The sequence below is a fragment of the Promicromonospora sp. NPDC052451 genome, from assembly GCF_044547525.1.
Classification (GTDB): Bacteria; Actinomycetota; Actinomycetes; order Actinomycetales; family Cellulomonadaceae; genus Promicromonospora.
Window position 1 is genome coordinate 40,677 of record NZ_JBIUAP010000007.1, and the last position, 18,383, is coordinate 59,059.

Sequence of the window (18,383 nt, forward strand, 5' to 3'; positions counted from 1 at the left end):
TCCCAGGTGACCCCTCGGGGACCGCCGGATGTACGTTGCCCGAAGCCTCGCCCCCGCCGGGGACAAAACAGAACATAACGCCCGGCGGGCTTCCTAGGCTCGCCGCCGTGACCACCATCGCGACGCCCCGGGCGCCGGAGGAACCGGGCACCCGGCCGACCCGCGGCTCCGCGGCCGGGCCACGGAGCCCGCGCCCCGGCCGCCTCGGCGCACGGCGCCGGCGCACCGCCCTCCTGTGGGCCGTGCTGCTCGCCGGCCCGAACCTCGCCCTCCTGCTCGTCTTCGTGTACCGGCCGCTGGTCGAGAGCCTCTACCTCTCGACCCTCCAGTGGAACCTCGGCTCACCCACCGCGCGGTTCGTGGGCCTCGGCAACTACGTCGAGTGGTTCACCGCGCCCACCACCGGCCGGATCGTCACCACGACCGTGGTCTTCACGGTCGCGACCGTCGGCGGCGCCCTGGTCCTGGGCCTCGGCCTGGCCCTGCTCCTGGACCGGCGGCTCCGGGGCCGCGGCCTCGCCCGCACGGTCGCCTTCGCGCCCTACGTGCTGAGCGGGTTCGCCGTCGGCATCCTCTGGCTGTTCATGTTCGACCCCCGCTACGGGCTCGTGCAGGAGCTGCTCGGCTGGTTCGGCGTCGCCTCGCCCCAGTGGTACACCGGCCGGCCGTGGCCCCTGGTCATGGTGATCGTCGTCTACCTGTGGAAGAACCTCGGGTACGTCGCCCTCATCTACCTCGCCGGCCTGCAGGCGGTGCCGCAGGACCTCAAGGACGCCGCGGCGCTCGACGGCGCGTCCGCCGCCCGCACGCTGCGCTCCGTGGTGCTGCCGCTGCTCACCCCCACCACGTTCTTCCTGCTCGTGACGATGCTGCTCAGCTCGCTCCAGTCCTTCGACATCATCAAGGCGATGACCCAGGGCGGCCCGCTCGGCTCCACCACCACGCTCATGTACTCGATCTACGTGGAGAGCTTCGTCAACGGCCGCGCGGGCTACGCCTCCGCCGTCGCCACGATCCTGTTCCTCGTGCTGCTGGCGGTCACGGCCGTGCAGCTGCAGTTCGTCCAGCGGAAGGTGCACTACGCATGACCGCCGTGCCGCACCCGGGCCCCGCCGCCCCGGTGGCCCGACGACGCCCCGCTCCCCCGGTGGGCGGCTACGTCACGATGATCCTGGCGACCGTGGTGCTCGGGGCGCCGCTGCTGTGGCTGGCGCTCGCGAGCCTCAAGGCCCCCGACGAGCTGTACCAGGTGCCGCTCCAGTGGCTTCCCGCCCGGCCGGACCTCGACAGCTACGTGCAGGCCGCGGAGACCGTGCCGCTCGGGCGGCTGCTGGTCAACAGCATCGGCCTGACGGTCGCCGGCGCCGGTCTCAAGGTGGCGCTCGGCCTGTGCTGCGCGTACGCGCTGGTCTTCCTGGACTTCCCGTTCAAGCGCGTCGCGTTCGGGCTGGTGATCGTGACCCTGATGATCCCGCCGCAGATCACGATCATCCCCAACTACACCCTCGTGGCGAGCCTGGGCTGGCTGAACACCTACCAGGGCATCCTCGTGCCCGGCCTGGCCAGCGCGTTCGGCACGTTCCTGTTCCGTCAGCACTTCCTCACGCTGCCCCGGTCCGTCCTGGAGGCGGCGGAGCTCGACGGCGCCGGCCACTGGCGCAGGCTGTGGCGGTTCGTGGTGCCCATGAGCACCCCCACGCTCGCCGCGGTGGCGCTGGTGTCCGTGGTGACCGAGTGGAACGACTACCTGTGGCCGTTCCTCGTGGTCGACAACCCCTCCACGATGACGCTGCCCGTCGGGCTCACGCTGCTGCAGAACAGCGACGGCATGACCAACTGGGGCGTGCTGCTCGCGGCGACCGTCCTGGCGACGCTCCCCGTCCTGCTCGTCTTCCTGGTGCTGCAGCGCCGGCTCGTCGCCGGCCTCACCGCGGGCGCCGTCACCGGCTGACCCGCGCCCCCGTCCTGTCTCACTCCCGAACGCGCCCCGGACCGGGGCGCGCGAACACCAAGGAGCACACCGTGTCCCACCGTCCCGTCCGCGCCGCCGTCCGGCGTCCGCGTACCGCCGTCGTCACCGCGCTCGCCGCGCTGACCGCCCTGACCGCAGCCGGGTGCGCCGGCCCGAGCCTCGGCGCGACCGGCGGATCGTCCGACGCCTCCGCCGAGGCCGTCGACTGGTCGCAGGTCGAGCCGGCCCAGGAGATCACCTGGTGGAGCAACCACCCGGGCGAGTCGCAGGAGGTCGAGCAGCAGTTCATCGACGAGTTCGAGGACGAGACCGGCATCCGCGTGAAGCTGGTGACCGCGGGCGCCGACTACGACGAGGTCGCCCAGCGCTTCCAGGCCGCGTCGCAGACGGACGAGCTGCCCGACCTGGTCATCGCCTCGGACGTGTGGTGGTTCCGCTACCACCTGAACGACCAGATCATGCCGGTCGACGACGTCCTGGAGTTCCTGGACGCCGACTCCGCCGACTTCCAGCCCGCCCTGTACTCCGACTACGAGTACGACGACCAGCACTGGGCCGTGCCGTACGCACGCTCGACGCCGCTGTTCTACTACAACAAGGACCTGTGGGAGGCCGCCGGCCTGCCCGACCGCGGCCCGGAGACCTGGGCCGAGCTCGAGGAGTGGAACGCCGCCCTGAAGAAGGAGGTGCCCGCGAAGGGCTCGACGTTCGGCCTGTCGACCGGCCCGTCGTGGGGCGCCTGGTGGTTCGAGAACATGATCTGGGGCCAGGGCGGCGCCTACTCGGACGGCTTCGAGCTCACCCTCGACACGCCCGAGGCGGTCGCGGGCGGCCAGTTCGTGCACGACCTCTTCCACGAGTCCGGCGTGGCCACCCTGTCGGCCGACGACGCCATGGCCGACTTCTCGTCCGGCCTCATCGCCTCCACGATCGGCTCGACCGGCTCGCTGAAGGGCGCGCTCGACGCCGCGACGTTCGAGGTCGGCACGGCCTACCTGCCCGACGGACCGCAGGGCGGCGGCACCCCGACCGGCGGCACCGGCCTGGCCATCCCGTCGTCCAAGACGCCAGAGGAGCAGCTCGCGGCCGCGATGTTCCTGGAGTTCCTCACGAACACCGAGAACACCGCCACCTTCTCGCAGAGCACCGGCTACATGCCCGTGCGCACGTCCGCGGTGGAGAGCGACACCATGAAGGCGACCTACGAGGCGACGCCGCAGTTCCGCACCGCCGTGGACCAGCTCGCCGACAAGGCCCGCGTGCAGGACGACGTGCGCGTCTTCGTGCCCGGCGCCGACGCGCTGCTCAACGAGGCGCTGGAGCAGATCGTCATCGAGGGCGCCGACCCCGCCTCCGCGTTCGAGGAGATCACGCCGCGCATCGAGACGGCGTACACCGAGAACGTCGAGCCCTACCTCGACGCCCAGGACTGACGCCCCGGACCGCCAGCCAGGACTGACAGGACCGGCACGTCGCGCGCGGCTCGTGGCACGGACCACGAGCCGCGCCGTCGTGAGCGGCACACCCCCGAGAACATGGTTGAATCTCGCCCGTGACTACAGCGACCGCACGGCCGCGACGCATCATGATCGTGACCGACGCCTGGGAACCGCAGGTGAACGGCGTCGCCACGGCCCTGGCCCGCACGGTCACCGAGCTGCGCCGGATGGGCTGCGCCGTCGAGGTGGTCACGCCCTGGGACGGCTACCGGACCCTCCCGCTGATCACCTACTCCGAGATCCGCGTGCCGATCATGGCGCGCGACGACGTGGAACGCCGCTTCCTGGAGTTCGCGCCCGACGCCGTGCACATCGCCACCGAGGGTCCGCTCGGCTGGTACGCCCGCGCCGTGTGCGACCACTTCGGCTTCCCGTTCACCACCAGCTACCACACCCGGTTCCCCGAGTACGTGACCGCACGCTGGTCGTGGATCCCGCTGTGGGCCGGCTACCGCTACGTGCGCAGGTTCCACGACAAGTCCGGCGCCGTGCTGGTCACTACGGCGACCATGCGCGAACAGCTCACCCGGTGGCGCATCCCCAACGTCACGCCCTGGAGCCTCGGCGTGGACACCGAGCAGTTCCACCCCCGGCACCGGGCGGCCGACCGGGAGTCCGGCGTCTACCGGGACCTGACCGGACCCGTCTTCCTCTACGTGGGACGGCTCGCCGTGGAGAAGAACGTCGAGGCGTTCCTCGACCTGGACCTGCCGGGGCCGAAGGTGGTGGTGGGCGACGGACCCGCCCGCGCCGCCCTTCAGGCCGCCTACCCGGAGGCACACTTCCGGGGCCGCCGGTCGGGCGACGACCTCGCCCGGCACTTCGCCGACGCCGACGTGCTCGTGTTCCCGAGCCGCACCGACACGTTCGGGCTCGTCATCCTGGAGGCGATGGCGTCCGGCACGCCGGTGGCCGGCTTCGACGCGCCCGGGCCCCGCGACCTCGTCCCGGGTTCGGGTGCGGGCGCCGTCGACGAGGACCTGCGGGCCGCGTGCCTCACCGCGCTGAAGTGCTCACGCGCACAGGCCCGGCGGTACGCCGAGCTCTACTCGTGGCAGGCCTGCGCCGAGGCGTTCCACGACCGGCTCGACGTGCCGCCCCCACCCGTGCGGGAGCGCATCTGGGTCCGCGGGATCCAGCGGCTGCCGGGCGGCGGCCTGCCGTCCCTGAGCATGCCGAGCCTGACCATGCCCACCATCACGCTGCCCAGCATCACCCTGCCCGGCCTGACCCGGTCCGGCCTGACCCGGCCGAACCTGCACCTGCCGAGCCTGCCGGCCTTCCACCTGCCCGGCCTGACCCGGCCGGTGCGCAAGCCCAGCCTGACGTTCCGCTCGGCCCGCGACCTCGGTCAGCGCATGCACCCGGCGCGGCTCCCGGAGCTGCTGCCCGACGACGTGCCCGGCACGGTCCGCCGCGCCGTGACCCGGGTCCGCGGGATCGCTAGAGACCGACCCACTCGGACTCGCCGTCGGTGAACTGCTGCTTCTTCCAGATCGGCACCTCGGCCTTGATCCGCTCGACCAGCAGCGAGCACGCCTCGAACGCCTCCTTGCGGTGACCGGCGGACGCCGCCGCCACGAGCGCGACGTCGCCGATCTCCAGGTGCCCGTACCGGTGCGCCGCGGCGACGCGCAGACCCGTCTCGGCGGACACCGCGGCGCACACCTGGCGCAGCACGGCGCTCGCGTCGGGGTGCGCCTCGTAGTCGAGGCTGGTGACGTCCCGGCCGCCGTCCTCGTCCCGGACCACACCACGGAACGTGACCACGGCCCCGCACTCGGGCGCCGCCACGGCGGCCTCGACGGCCCGCCCGATGGTCTCGTCCAGCACGTCCTCGGTCACGCGCACTACCTCGTCCACCAGCGCTCCTTCGTCCTCCGGGCCCTCGGCGGGGCCAGCGTGCGGCGTCACAGCGGCCATGTGGTCACCTCCGCACCCGGGTCGAGCGTAGTCGCGGCCGCGGGCACGTCGATCAGCACGTCCGCCGCCGCCATCGAGGCCACCAGGTGCGAACCCGGCCCGCCGACGACGGCGACCCGCGGAGCCGCGCCCGTCTCGTGCACCCACCGCCCGCGCAGGAGCTGACGACGACCGGCCGGAGAGCCGACGGCGCCGTCGAGCACCGCGGGCACCCGGTCCACGGGCGGCAGGCCCCCGGCCCGGCGCAGGAGGTCGCGCAGGAAGACCACGAACGAGACCTGGGCGCTCACCGGGTTGCCGGGGAAGGCGAGCACCGGACGGCCGCCGACCCGGCCGAGGCCCTGCGGTCCCCCGGGCTGCATGGCCACGGAACGGAACGTCACCTCGGGCAGGGCGTCCTTGACCACCTCGTAGGCTCCCTGGCTCACGCCCCCGGTCGTCAGCACGAGGTCGCACGACGCCGCCGCGCGCTCCAGCGCGACGCGCACGATCTCCGGCTCGTCCGGGACGCTCACGCGCAGACCCACCCGGGCCCCGGCGGCGCGCACGGCGGCCTCCAGCGCGGGCCCGTTGGCGTCCCAGATCTGGCCCGGACCGGGTTCGGCGTCCGGCGGGACCAGCTCGCTCCCCGTGGACACGACCGCGACCGACACGGGCACCAGGACGGGCAGCCGGGTGATGCCGCACGCGGCCGCCGCGGCCACGTGGTGCGGCGCCAGCACGGTGCCCGCGCGCAGCACGACGGCGCCGGCCGCGACGTCGGACCCGGGCTCCCGCACGAACTCGCCGACGGCACGCGACCGGGTCACCGCGACGGTCGCCGCGGGGGTGCCGGCCGCCCCGTTGAAGGTGTGGTGGTCGGTGTCCTCCACCGGGACCACGGCGTCGGCACCGTCGGGCACGGGGGCGCCCGTCATGATGCGCACCGCGGTGCCGGGTTCCAGCGGTTCCGGTTCACCCGGCGCGGCGGCGACGTCGCCCACCACGGGCAGGGTGACGGGCGTGCCCGGGGCGGCCGGGGCGACGTCCGCGGCGCGCACCGCGAACCCGTCCATCTGCGAGTTGCGGAAGCGGGGCAGCGCGCCGGGTGCCGTGACGTCCTGCGCCAGGACACGCCCCAGCACGTCGGGACCGACCGGCACCTCCTCGACGGGACGTTCGGCGAGCGGCGCGAGAAGCTCCGCGACGTCGGCCCGATGCTGTTCCACGTCCACGCGATCACCCATGTCCGCAACCTATCCCGGCACCACGCGAGCCTCCGCACCGGCACGTCCCGCTCTGGCGCGGGAGCCGGACGTGACGCAAGAATCGACCATGCACATCCACGCGCTGAGCAACAACGGGACCACCCCCGACGGCGCGCTGGTGCGCCGCGACGCGCAGACCCACGACGGGCTGCGGGTGCTGGACTCCGTGCTCGCCATGCGGCCCACGCCCGACGTGGTGCTGCGAGCCCGGCAGCGCGTGGAGTACGACGGGGACATCCGCCACTGGGTGCGCTACTCGCTGCAGCGCGAACCCGGGGGCGTGGACGTCGCGTTCGAGCGCTCCGAGCTGCCGCCCGGCGTCGGGGACGGCGTGCCGTCCTTCGCCCGGTACCTGCTGGTGCTGGAGCTCGCGTCGGTGGGCGCGTGGGTCGAGTACACGCAGCTCGACGACGCGGACCCCACGCGCGCGCAGCACGCGCTGCTCGTCCGCACCGACACGCAACCGCTGGTGCTGCCGGACGGCATCTCGACGTCGGCGATGCGCATCGACCAGCTCCTGGACGGCGTGCCCGCCAACGCGTTCTGGTGCGACGCGTTCGGAGTGCTCCAGGCGGACTACATCGAGCGGTTCCCCGACGGCAGCCAGGTCACGGGGATCTCCTGGCGCACCACGTGGGAGGGCATCGAGCCCTGGCTCGACGCCGAGGTGCGCGGGGCGCTGGACGCCTCGGGGATCCTGGTGCAGCCGTAGGGCTGGGGTTGGTGTGGCGGGTGCGCCGGGGGTGGTGCGGGTGGCGGGGGTGGGAGTGGCTGGTGTGGGTCCGCCCGGTCCAGCTGATGTGAGCCCGGCGGACGTGAGCCCGGCGGACGTGGACCCGGCGGACGTGGACCCCGCTGACGTGACCGGCCTGATAAGTGGTCCGCGGCCCGCCTGATGTGTGACCGGGCTGATGTGTGACCGGGCTGATGTGCGACCAGGCCGATGTGCGACCAGGCCGATGTGCGACCAGGCCGATGTGACCACCGCCTGGTGTGCGGCCGACCGAGGGGGGCGTCTTCGGTCACCTGCCCGGCTCGGACCGCGATGTTCGGTCCCTTGCCGCGAGATCGGCCCACCGCCGGGCCGATCTCGCGGCAAGGGACCGAACACGCAGCCGGCGCAGATGCATCTGACCGAAGCCACCACACCGAACCGCCCCGACGCACGGCCCGCTCCTGGATCTGCGACCGCATCGCCCACCGGGGCCGCACCTACCGGTGCAGGTGCGCCTTGTGCCCCACTGCCGCCGAGACGTCGCTCTCGGCGACCGCGAGCAGCCGGTCCGCGAGCCGCCGCAACGCCCGGCCCGCCGCGATCTCGTCGCCGATCATCGGCACCTCGGGATCCTGGGGCGCCTTCCGCGCGTGCCCGACGCCGCGCAGCGACTCCGGCGGGCCGTTCATCACCATCGCCTCCGCCGTGGTGCTGTCCCCGGACTCGACCACGGTGATCCGCACGTCCCAGGTGAGCGCGCGCCCCGGGTGAGCGGGCTCCGCCGTCGTGCTCCCGGTCGGTGCGCCCGGATCGACGATCGTGTCCGCGCCCGGGAAGACGAGCGTCTCCTCGCCCGTGTCGGACCACCTGACCCGGTACGGCGGCGACCCGTCGTCGTGGGGGCACTCGGTCACCACGCCGTCACGCACCGCGCCGCCGACCACTCCCGAGGCCGTCACTATCCGGTCGCCCACTGCTGCCTTCATGGGTCCTCCTCGCGTCGTTGCGGTACTTCCATCATCGCTCCGTTCGGGCCGGTGCGTCAGGTGATCGTTTGATGCGGCTGTCACGCGGGCGACTCCCGGCCGTGACGAAGAAGTGGGACGCTGACGGAGAGGTGCCCGGCGGCTTCCGACAGCGGGCCGGAACGGGCTCGGCGTGCCGGGCGGACGGACGCGCGTGCCGAACGTGCCGGGCGGACGGACGCGAGTGCCGAGCGAGCGTACGCGAGCGCCGAACGGGCGTACACGGGTGCCGGGCTCGTGATCGGAAGGAGGTGCGCCGCGTGCTGGATCTGCTGCCGCAGCTGCTGGACTGGTGGCGCACCGGCGAGCGCGCCGCCGTCGCCACGGTGGTGCGCACGTTCCGGTCGGCGCCACGTGAACCGGGCGCCGCGATGGCCGTCGGACCGGGCGGCGAGGTGATCGGCTCCGTGTCCGGCGGATGCGTCGAGGGCGCGGTGTACGACGTGTGCCTGGAGGTCGCCGAGACCGGCCGCCCCGCACTGGTCCGCTACGGCGTGTCCGACGAGGCGGCTTTCGACGTCGGTCTGACCTGCGGCGGGACCATCGAGCTCTTCGTCGCGCCGCTCTCCCGTGCCGCCTGGCCGGACTTCGATGCGTTCGCGCGGCGGGCGATCGGACGCACGACGCCGGGTAGCGACGCCGCGACGAGCACCCACGCTGACGCGGCAGCCGGCGGCGGCGTCTGCCTGGCCACGGTCGTGGCCGCACCGGGCGGTACGACGGTGGGTCGGCACCTGATCGTCCTCGAGGCCGCACCAGCCGAACCCGGCGCCAGCGCCGGCCCCGGTCCGAGGTTCCCGCCCGGACCCGCGCCTGCGCCCAGCCTGGGCGACGCAAGGCTGGGCGACGCAGGACTCGGCAACACAGAGCTAGACGCCGCAGGGCTGGACGACGCAGGACGCGGCAATGCAGGACGCGGCAATGCAGGACGCAGTAATGCGGGGCTCGGCAACACAGAGCTGGACCCAGCAGAACTCGGCAACACGGAACTCGACGCCGCAGAACTCGGCAACACAGGGCTAGGCAACGCGGGCCTCGACGCCGCCGTCGCCGCGGACGCCGTCGGGCAGATCACGGCGGGCCTCTCCACGCTGCGGGAGTACGGACCGCACGGCGAGCGCACGGGTACCGGGACGCAGGTCTTCCTCCAGGTGTTCGCACCCCGCCCGCGCCTGCTCGTATTCGGTGCCATCGACTTCGCCGCCGCGATGACCCGCGCCGGACGGCTGCTGGGCTACCACGTCACGGTCTGTGACGCGCGCCCGATCTTCACCACGGCACAGCGCTTCCCGGAGGCGGACGAGCTGGTCGTGGACTGGCCGCACCGCTACCTCACCGCCGAGATCGAGGCCGGGCGCGTGTCCGGGCGCGACGCCGTCTGCGTGCTCACCCACGACCCGAAGTTCGACGTGCCGCTGCTGCGCACCGCGCTCACCGGTCTGCCCGCCGGCACATACGTGGGCGCGATGGGCTCCCGCCGTGCGCACGCGGACCGCGAGGCCCGCCTGATCGACGACGGCGTACCGCCCGAGGCGCTGGCAAGACTTCGCAGCCCGATCGGCCTCGACCTGGGCGCCCGCACCCCAGACGAGACGGCGGTCGCGATCGCGGCCGAGATGATCGCGACCCGCTCGGGCGCCTCGGCCAGACCGCTGCGCGAGACCCACGGCCCGATCCACGGGTGACCTGTCGGTCCTGGCCCGACCTGCGCAGCGGACCTCGCAGCCCGCACGGCCACCACCGTCCTAGGCTGCAGCCATGCCAGAGCACGTAGAGACCGTCGTCCCGCCCAGGCTCCGCCGTGGCGACACCCTCCGGGTGATCGCTCCCGCGCGGTCCCGGACCATGGTCATGGAGCACGACAACACCCGGTGGATCGACGAGCGGTTCGCCGCCATGGGGCTCACGCTCACGTTCGGTGAGCACGTGGACGAGGACGACCAGTTCCGCAGCAGCACCGTCGAGCACCGCGTCGCGGACCTGCACGCCGCGTTCGCCGACCCGTCCGTGGCGGGGATCCTGACCGTGATCGGCGGCTTCAACAGCAACGAGCTGCTGCCGTACCTGGACTTCGACCTGATCGCGGCGAACCCGAAGGTCTTCTGCGGCTACTCGGACATCACCGCGCTGCAGAACGCGATCCTCGCGCGCACCGGTCTGGTCACGTACTCCGGACCGCACTGGTCGAGCTGGGGCATGCGCGACCACTTCGAGCCCACCGGGGACTGGTTCCGCGCGGCCGTGACCGACGACGCCCCGATCGTCGTGAAGCCCTCGGCCGCCTGGACCGACGACCTGTGGTTCGCCGACCAGGACGCCCGCACGCCCGTACCGAACGAGGGCTGGTGGCCGCTGCGGCCGGGGCGAGCCGCGGGCCGGGTCGTCGGCGGCAACCTGAGCACGCTGGCGCTGCTGCACGGCACCCCGTACCTGCCCTCGCTGGACGGCGCACTCCTGTTCCTAGAGGACGACTTCGAGTCCGACGCCGCCCACGTGGCCCGCCACCTCACGGCCCTGCTCCAGCAGCCGGGCGCGGACGGCGTCACCGGCCTGGTGATCGGCCGGTTCCAGGCGAGCTCCGGCGTGACGCGCGAGGCGCTCGACGAGATCGTCGCGCGTCAGCCCGCCCTGCGCGGCAAGCCGGTCCTGGCGGGCGTGGACTTCGGGCACACCAGCCCGCTGCTCACCCTCCCGGTGGGCGGCACGGCGGAGGTCGCCGTCGGCCCGGACGAGGCAACGCTGACGATCACCCGCCACTGACCTCGTGGTCCCGGGGCGGCGTCCGCCGTCGGCGAACCCGGAAATTGAGTCGGGTCGACTCAGGTTGTACCGGTCATCAGACCCCGCCCGAGGAGGACATCATGACCACCGTTCTGACCCGTTCCCCGTTCGCCCACACCTGGCTCCGCGACCCGTGGAGCCAGACGCTGGCCGCCGAGGGCCCCGTGCCCGCGGCCGACGTCTACCGTGAGGGCGAGGACCTCGTCGCCCGCCTCGACCTGCCGGGTGTGAACCCGGCCGACGACATCACCGTCGAGGTCGAGGGCCGCAAGCTCGTCGTCCGCGGCGAGCGCAAGGACCAGCGCTCGGAGGAGTCCGAGGGCCGCCGCATCTCGGAGGTCCGCTTCGGCTCCTTCCGCCGCACCGTCACGCTGCCGAAGGCCGTGGACGGCGACGCCGTCCGCGCGTCCTACGACGCGGGCGTGCTGACGGTCACCGTGCCGGGCGTCTTCGCCGGCACGACGCCGCAGCGCATCGAGGTCACCACCGCCGCCTGATCCCAGGCGCTCCACCGACGGCGCCCGACCGCTCCACGCGGCCGGGCGCCGTCGTCGTGTACGGGGCCTTTTCACCCCTTCCGGCGCGGCACGCCGTGGACGCCGTCGGGGAAAACCCGTATGTGCCGGTCAGATCGTTGTCTGCCGCGAAACGGCGCCAAATACTTCTCCTGAGCACCGCACCCGTCGCGCCCCAGCGCAGCGGGAGGACACGTCCGCGAAGGAGCGTTCGATGCGTCGCACCAGACACCGCACCACCCGCACCGCACTGGTGGCCACGGCCGCCCTGTCGCTCGTCCTGTCGGCCTCGCTCGCGGCCTCGGCGGCCGCACCGCGCGCCGGCGACGCCGGGCCCACCGCAGACGACGCCGCCGCACCGGCCGCATCCGCCCAGGACCTGGCAGCGGCCCTGACCTGGTCGGACGAGTTCGACGGCGCTGCCGGCAGCGCGCCCAACGCCGCCAACTGGAACCACGAGACCGGCGCGGGCGGCTGGGGCAACAACGAGCTGCAGAACTACGTGAACTCGCGTCAGAACTCCGCGCTGGACGGCAACGGCAACCTCGTCATCACGGCCCGGCAGGACGGCAACGGCGGGTACACCTCCGCCCGCCTGACCACCAAGGGCAAGGTCCAGCCGCAGTACGGCCGCCTGGAGGCGCGCATCAAGATCCCGCGCGGGCAGGGCATCTGGCCGGCGTTCTGGATGCTGGGGGCGCAGTTCCCGAGCACGCCGTGGCCGAACTCGGGCGAGATCGACATCATGGAGAACATCGGCCGCGAGCCGCACCTGGTGCACGGCACGCTGCACGGCCCCGGGTACTCGGGCGGCAACCCCATCACCGGGCAGTACATGCACCCGCAGGGCTGGTCGTTCGCCGACGACTTCCACACCTTCGCCGTCGACTGGAGCCCCAACTCCATCACGTGGCTCGTGGACGGCGTCGCCTACCAGACGTTCACCCCGGCCAACACCGGGAGCAACCCCTGGGTCTTCAACCAGCCGTTCTTCTTCATCCTGAACGTCGCCGTCGGCGGCAACTGGCCCGGATACCCGGACGGGACCACCCAGTTCCCGCAGCAGATGGTGGTCGACTACGTGCGCGTCTACGACTCCACCGGCGGCGGGGGCAGCCGCACCGGCACCGTCACGGCGTCCAACGGCATCTGCCTCGACGTGGCCGGCGCCAACACCGCCAACGGCACGCCGATCCAGCTCGCCTGGTGCAACGGCAACGCCGCCCAGCAGTGGACGGTCGGCACCGACGGCACCGTCCGGGCGCTGGGCAAGTGCCTGGACGTCTCGGGCGGCGGCACCGCGGCCGGCACCCCGGTCCAGCTCTGGGACTGCAACGGCACGGGGGCGCAGCAGTGGACCGCCGTGAGTGGCACCCAGGCGCTGCGCAACCCGCAGTCCGGGCGCTGCCTCCAGCCCGTGGGCCGGGTGCAGAACGACGGCACCCGCACGGAGATCGCCAACTGCGACGGGAGCACTGTTCAGCGCTGGACGCTGCCTTAGCGGGTTTCCGGGCCCGCGCGATGAGGGGCTTGCCGACCGGCGTGGGGTAGCGGGCACGCCGACCCGCGGGGTGGGCGCGCCGACCCGTGGTTTGGCGGGCGCGCCAGCCTGAGCGGGGTGGCACGCGTGACACCCCTCCGATAGTGCGCTTCTACCCAGTCATCAGGCCCAGAAACCGACACGATCTTGGGCCTGATGACGGGGTAGAAGCGCACCTTTCTGTGGCGACGCCGGCATGCCGAGCATTCGACCGATCCAGGCGGTCGGAGCCGGTATGCCCGGCATTCGACCGACCCTGGCGGTCAGACCGGTATGCCCAACACTCGACCGACCCGGGCGGTCGGACCGCCAGGATCAGGAGCGCACCAAGCAGGAGCGCATCAAGCAGGAGCGCACCGCAGCAGCGCGTCGCGTCAGCTCGCGGGCCGCCGCGCCAGGGCTGCCGCACCCACGACCGTCGCATCGCCGCCGAGGGCAGCACGACGCACCTCGACCGGGTGCCCCGACACGGGCGGCGCCTCGCGGAGCCGCGCCAGAAGGGCGGGTTCCAGCAGGTCCCACGCGCGCGCCAGGCCGCCGCCCACCACCACGTGGCCGACGTCGAGCAGTGCGGCCACGACGAGCACCGCCGACCCGACGGCGTGCCCCGCGTCCGCGTGCACCCGGAGCGCCACCGGGTCCCCGGCCCGAGCCCGGACCTCGATCTCGGCCGCACCGACGGGCCCGGACCCGCCCCGTTCGTCCAAGCCTCGGCCTCGCGCGTCCAAACCCCGCCCGGCAGGCGCCACCCCCTCGGCCCCTACCCCCTCGGCCGCGACCCCCGCAGGCCGCACCTCCGCAGACCCCACCTCCGCAGACCCCACCTCCGCAGACCCCACCTCCGCAGGCCGCACCTCCGCAGGCCCCACACCCCCGGCCCCAACACCCCAAGACCCCACCCCCTCCGACACCAGCTCGGCATACCGCCGCTCCACCGACCGCCCCGACGCCAGCGTCTCCAGGTGCCCCCGCTGCCCGCAGGTGCACGGCGCGTCGCCGAACCCGGGCATGTGCCCGATCTCCCCGGCCGCACCGGCGCCCCGGTACAGCCCGCCGTCCAGCCACAACGCGCCCCCGACGCCGGTGCCGAGCGCGATGCCCGCCGCCGACCGGACGCCGCGGACCGCACCCCAGGTCGCCTCCCCGACGAGGAACGCGTCCACGTCGTTCGCGACCGTGACCGGCAGACCGGTCCGGGACGCGAGCCCGGAACGCAGGTCCGTGCCCACCCAGCCGACGAACGAGTCGCTCGCCGCCAGCACCTCGCCCGTGCCGGGGTCCACGACGCCCGCCGCGCCGACGCCGACCGCCGCCACCGGCACCCCGGCCGACGCCGCGGCACGCGCCACCAGGTCTGCCGAGACGTCGAGCATCGCCGCACCGCCCGACGGCGTCGGCGCGGTCGCCGAGGCGAGCACCTCGCCGCCCGGTGTGACCACGGCGGCGCGGATCTTGGTGCCGCCGATGTCGACGCCGGCGGTCGGTGCGCCCGTCACCCGACACCGAGCCGCAGCCGGGCCTCGCGCCGCTCGCGCTGTGCCGTCGGGTCCGGGGTCGGCACCGAGGCCAGCAGCTCGGCCGTGTACACGTCGCGCGGTGCGGCGAACACCTGCGCCGTGGGGCCGCTCTCCACCAGGCGTCCGCCGCGCAGCACGGCCACGCGGTCGGTCAGCTCGTGCACGACGCCGAGGTCGTGGCTGATGAACAGGCAGCCGAAGCCCAGCTCCGCGTGCAGGTCGCGCAGCAGGCCCAGCACCTCGGCCTGCACGGACACGTCGAGGGCGCTCGTGGGCTCGTCGGCCACCAGGAGGCGGGGCCGCAACGCCAGCGCCCGGGCCAGGCCGATGCGCTGCCGCTGCCCGCCGGAGAACTCGTGCGGGTAGCGGCGCTCGGCCCCGGCGGGGAGGCGCACGGCGTCGAGCAGCTCGCGGACCCGCGCGCGGCGTTCGGCGGCGGACGGTCGCCGCCCGTCGCGGCCGTGGATGACCAGCGGTTCCGCGATCGACTCACCCACGAGCCGGCGCGGGTCCAGCGAGGCGCCCGGGTCCTGGAACACGACGCCGACGTCGGCCAGCAGACGCCGCCGCGCGCGGCCCCGGGCACGGCCCACGGACGTGCCGAGCAGCAGCACCTCGCCCTCGGACGGCGACAGCAGGCCGAGGCACGCGCGCCCCGCCGTCGACTTGCCCGAGCCGGACTCGCCGACCAGACCCAGCATCTCGCCCGCATGCACCGTCAGGTCCAGCCGCTCGACGGCGCGCACGTGCCGGCCCGCCACCCGGTAGTCGAGGCTGACGCCGCGCAGGTCCAGCACGACCTCCCGCTCGTCGACGGAGCCCGCCTCGCCGCCAGATGCCGAGCCGGCAGATCCCGAGCCGGCAGATGCCGCGGCACCGACCCCGGGACGTGCATCGTCCGTCGTGCCAGGACCGCCACCCGGACCAGAGCCGGCACCGGCCGCCCGCCCCTCGGCGCGCTCCGTACCCCGCTCCACGACCCGCCCGGCCGGCGGCACCGCCGGCACCGCGTCGAGCAGCGTGCGCGTGTACTCGTGCTCCGGTGCGAGGAGCACCTGCTCCACCGGCCCGTGCTCCACGATCCGCCCGGCGCGCATCACGGCCACCTCGTCCGCGAGGTCGGCGACCACGCCCATGTTGTGCGTGACCAGCAGCAACGCGGTCCCCCGCTCCGCCACGAGCGAGCGCAGCAGGTCGAGGATCCCCGCCTGCACAGTGACGTCGAGCGCCGTCGTCGGCTCGTCCGCGACGATGAGGCGCGGCTCGCAGGCCAGCGCGATCGCGATGACCACCCGCTGCCGCTGCCCGCCCGAGAGCTCGTGCGGGTACTGCCGCGCCCGCCGCTCCGCCTCGGGGATGCCCACGGAACGCAGCAGCTCGACGGCGCGCTCGCGGGCGGCGGCCGGGGGCACCGGCTCGTGGTTCAGCACAGCCTCCGCGATCTGGTCGCCGAGGGTCATGGTCGGGTTGAGCGCCGTCATCGGCTCCTGGAACACCATGGACGCCACGCGACCGCGCAGGTCCACGAGCTGCTCCTCGGGCGTGGTCACCACGTCACGGAGACCGTCGTCGTCGGCCAGCTCGACCGAGCCCGCGACGCGGGCCGTGCCGGGCAGCAGGCCCAGGACGGACAGCGACGTGACGCTCTTGCCCGAGCCGGACTCGCCCACCAGCGCGACCACCCGGCCGCGCCCCACCTCCAGGTCGATGCCCCGCACGGCGGGCACCTCCCCGGAGTCGGTGGTGAACGTGACGTCCAGGTCCCGGATGCGCAGTACGACCTCGCTCATGCCGCCCTCCCCTTCACGTCCACGACGTCGCGCAGCCCGTCGCCCACGAAGTTCAGGGCGCACACCACGACCACGATCGCGAGGCCGGGCGGCAGGATGAGCCACCAGGCGCCCTGGTAGATGTAGTTGATGCCGTCGTTGAGCATCGCGCCCCAGTCCGTGGTGGGCGGCTGCACGCCCATGCCCAGGAAGCTGATGTAGGCCACGAGCAGGATGGCGTCGGCCACCTGGAAGGTCGCGTTCACCACCACGGTGCCCACGGTGTTGGGGATGACGTGCGTCAGCACGGTGCGACCGTGCGAGGCGCCCATCGCGCGGGCCGCCACCACGTAGTCGCGGGTGCGGACCGACAGGGCCTCTGCGCGGATCAGCCGTGCCGGGACCAGCCAGGAGACCAGGCCGAGGACGACGATCATCATGCCGACCGTCGGCCGCACGATGGTGGAGAGCACCAGCAGCAGGAAGATCGCCGGGATCGCGATGCCGGCGTCGACCACCCGCATCATGACGGCGTCCACGACGCCGCCCACGTAGCCGGCCACGGCCCCCCACAGGGTGCCCACCACCGTCGCGAGCGCCCCGGCCAGCACGCCGACCAGCAGCGACACCCGCCCGGCGACCATGAGCCGGCCCAGGTTGTCGTAGCCGAGCGCGTCGGTGCCCAGCGGGTGCCCGTCGGCGCCGGGCGGCAGGTTGGCGGCGCCGAGGTCGGTCGCGACCTGCTCGGTGGGGTACACGAGCGGGCCGACCAGCACGAACAGCACCAGCACGGCGAGCGCGACGGCGCCCACCACGGCCAGCCGGTTGCGGGCGAACCTGCGCAGCGCGGTCATCGCAGTCCTCCCCGGGTGCGCGGGTCCAGGAGGGCCTGGACCAGGTCGGCCAGCAGGGAGCCCACGACGGTGGCCACCGAGATGACCAGCACGCAGCCCAGCAGCACCGGGAAGTCGCTGCTCTGCGCGGCGCTCCAGAACAGCAGGCCCATGCCCGGGTAGTTGAAGAGCTGCTCGACCACGAGCGCCCCGCCGAACATGACGGGCAGGTAGTAGCCCAGCATCGCGACCACCGGGGTGAGCGAGTTGCGCAGCACGTGCCGCAGCACCACGCGGCGGTAGACGGTGCCCTTGGCGCGGGCGGTGCGCACGTAGTCCTCGCCCAGGTTGTCTAGCGTCGCGGAGCGCATGTACCGGCTGAACGTGGCCACGATCGGCACGGCGCCCGTGAGCACCGGCAGCACCAGCGCGGCCGGCTGTGCCAGCACCTCGGCGACCCCTGTGCCCTGCGGCGCCGCCGCCGGGAACAGCCCGGTGGTCTGGCTGAGCAGCAGGATCAGGAGCATGCCCAGGAAGAAGGTGGGTGTCGAGTAGGCGACGATCGCGAGCGTCGAGAGCCAGTAGTCGACGGCGCGGTTGCGGCGCACGGCCTGGTAGACGCCGGCCGGCACGGCGATCAGCACCGCGACCACGAGCGAGAGCCCGGTGAGCAGCAGCGTCTTGGGCAGCCGCAGCGCGATCGCGTCGGCCACCGACTGGTTGAGCAGGTAGGACTCCCCGAGGTCGCCCGTCAGCGAGCGCCCGAGGAACGACAGGTACTGGAGCACCACGGGCTGGTCCAGGCCGTTGGCGGCCTCGAAGGCGGCAATCTGCTCGGGCGTGGCCTGCTGCCCGAGCACGCCGCGGGCGGGTCCGCCCGGCAGCGCGTGCAGCAGTGCGAACACGATGACGCTGACCACGAGGATCACGACGAGGGCCTGGAGCACGCGCCGGATCAGGAAGCGGCCGAAGCCGCCGCGCGCCGCCCGGGTGGGCGGCACGACGGCGACCTCGGCCCCGCTCTGGGCGGGGATGGCTGTCGTCATG

The 18,383-nt window shown here is 73.6% G+C and carries 16 protein-coding genes; 9 read left to right on the forward strand and 7 right to left on the reverse strand.

The genetic code is table 11. From position 1 onward, the window contains the following. Positions 1-107 precede the first annotated feature (107 nt). The 4 genes from ACIG47_RS13935 to ACIG47_RS13950 all read left to right on the forward strand — a co-directional run bounded on the left by ACIG47_RS13935 (position 108) and on the right by ACIG47_RS13950 (position 4,949). Positions 108-1,088, forward strand: a complete 981-nt coding sequence (locus tag ACIG47_RS13935) for a carbohydrate ABC transporter permease (RefSeq protein WP_397431453.1) — start codon at positions 108-110, stop codon at positions 1,086-1,088. Further along, entirely contained in the window at positions 1,085-1,951 is an 867-nt protein-coding gene (locus ACIG47_RS13940; RefSeq protein WP_397431454.1) for a carbohydrate ABC transporter permease, read from the forward strand. Before ACIG47_RS13935 ends, ACIG47_RS13940 begins: the two co-directional genes overlap by 4 nt. A 71-nt stretch (positions 1,952-2,022) precedes the next feature. Continuing rightward, the gene (locus ACIG47_RS13945; protein WP_397431455.1) at positions 2,023-3,405 is read left to right on the forward strand and encodes an ABC transporter substrate-binding protein; all 1,383 of its coding nucleotides are present in this window, start codon (positions 2,023-2,025) and stop codon (positions 3,403-3,405) included. A 119-nt stretch (positions 3,406-3,524) separates the two neighbouring features. Continuing rightward, positions 3,525-4,949: a glycosyltransferase family 4 protein gene (locus ACIG47_RS13950; protein WP_397431457.1), complete on the forward strand. Its 1,425-nt coding sequence runs from the start codon at positions 3,525-3,527 to the stop codon at positions 4,947-4,949. Here ACIG47_RS13950 and ACIG47_RS13955 read toward each other — a convergent pair. Next, positions 4,915-5,394 carry a molybdenum cofactor biosynthesis protein MoaE gene (locus ACIG47_RS13955; RefSeq protein WP_397431459.1) on the reverse strand — a complete coding sequence of 160 codons (480 nt, stop codon included), beginning with the start codon at positions 5,392-5,394 and terminating at the stop codon, positions 4,915-4,917. The genes ACIG47_RS13950 and ACIG47_RS13955 overlap by 35 nt on opposite strands. Next, a complete protein-coding gene (gene glp / locus ACIG47_RS13960; RefSeq protein WP_397431460.1) occupies positions 5,382-6,620 on the reverse strand; it encodes a gephyrin-like molybdotransferase Glp in 1,239 nt (412 codons plus the stop codon). The genes ACIG47_RS13955 and glp overlap by 13 nt, the downstream gene beginning before the upstream one ends. 88 nt (positions 6,621-6,708) lie before the next feature. On the opposite strand from glp, the gene ACIG47_RS13965 reads away from it, so the two are divergent. After that, complete coding sequence (locus tag ACIG47_RS13965; RefSeq protein WP_397431461.1) at positions 6,709-7,353, forward strand: hypothetical protein; 645 nt, start codon at positions 6,709-6,711, stop codon at positions 7,351-7,353. A 500-nt stretch (positions 7,354-7,853) separates the two neighbouring features. Here ACIG47_RS13965 and ACIG47_RS13970 read toward each other — a convergent pair whose 3' ends face one another. Continuing rightward, the gene (locus ACIG47_RS13970) at positions 7,854-8,342 is read right to left on the reverse strand and encodes a dsRBD fold-containing protein (RefSeq protein ID WP_397414159.1); all 489 of its coding nucleotides are present in this window, start codon (positions 8,340-8,342) and stop codon (positions 7,854-7,856) included. Positions 8,343-8,641: 299 nt separating this feature from the next. Between ACIG47_RS13970 and ACIG47_RS13975 the strand changes: the two genes are divergently transcribed. The 4 genes from ACIG47_RS13975 to ACIG47_RS13990 all read left to right on the forward strand — a co-directional run bounded on the left by ACIG47_RS13975 (position 8,642) and on the right by ACIG47_RS13990 (position 13,178). After that, on the forward strand, positions 8,642-10,066 hold the full coding sequence (locus ACIG47_RS13975; protein ID WP_397431462.1) for an XdhC family protein: 1,425 nt from the start codon (positions 8,642-8,644) through the stop codon (positions 10,064-10,066). A 73-nt stretch (positions 10,067-10,139) separates the two neighbouring features. Next, positions 10,140-11,141: an LD-carboxypeptidase gene (locus ACIG47_RS13980; protein ID WP_397431463.1), complete on the forward strand. Its 1,002-nt coding sequence runs from the start codon at positions 10,140-10,142 to the stop codon at positions 11,139-11,141. Positions 11,142-11,242: 101 nt separating this feature from the next. Beyond that, positions 11,243-11,659: an Hsp20/alpha crystallin family protein gene (locus tag ACIG47_RS13985; RefSeq protein ID WP_397431464.1), complete on the forward strand. Its 417-nt coding sequence runs from the start codon at positions 11,243-11,245 to the stop codon at positions 11,657-11,659. 232 nt (positions 11,660-11,891) lie between these two features. Beyond that, on the forward strand, positions 11,892-13,178 hold the full coding sequence (locus ACIG47_RS13990; protein WP_397414168.1) for a family 16 glycosylhydrolase: 1,287 nt from the start codon (positions 11,892-11,894) through the stop codon (positions 13,176-13,178). A 413-nt stretch (positions 13,179-13,591) separates the two neighbouring features. Here the strand turns inward: ACIG47_RS13990 and ACIG47_RS13995 are convergent, their stop codons facing one another. Genes ACIG47_RS13995 through ACIG47_RS14010 form a run of 4 tightly spaced genes read right to left on the reverse strand, consistent with a single transcriptional unit; the run spans position 13,592 to position 18,382 of the window. Next, the gene (locus tag ACIG47_RS13995) at positions 13,592-14,713 is read right to left on the reverse strand and encodes an ROK family protein (protein WP_397431465.1); all 1,122 of its coding nucleotides are present in this window, start codon (positions 14,711-14,713) and stop codon (positions 13,592-13,594) included. Continuing rightward, positions 14,710-16,524 carry a dipeptide ABC transporter ATP-binding protein gene (locus tag ACIG47_RS14000; protein WP_397431467.1) on the reverse strand — a complete coding sequence of 605 codons (1,815 nt, stop codon included), beginning with the start codon at positions 16,522-16,524 and terminating at the stop codon, positions 14,710-14,712. The genes ACIG47_RS13995 and ACIG47_RS14000 overlap by 4 nt, the downstream gene beginning before the upstream one ends. Further along, positions 16,521-17,357, reverse strand: coding sequence for an ABC transporter permease (locus ACIG47_RS14005; protein WP_397414175.1), 837 nt, complete (start codon positions 17,355-17,357; stop codon positions 16,521-16,523). Before ACIG47_RS14005 ends, ACIG47_RS14000 begins: the two co-directional genes overlap by 4 nt. Continuing rightward, positions 17,354-18,382, reverse strand: coding sequence for an ABC transporter permease (locus tag ACIG47_RS14010; RefSeq protein WP_397431469.1), 1,029 nt, complete (start codon positions 18,380-18,382; stop codon positions 17,354-17,356). Before ACIG47_RS14010 ends, ACIG47_RS14005 begins: the two co-directional genes overlap by 4 nt. Position 18,383 lies beyond the last annotated feature (1 nt).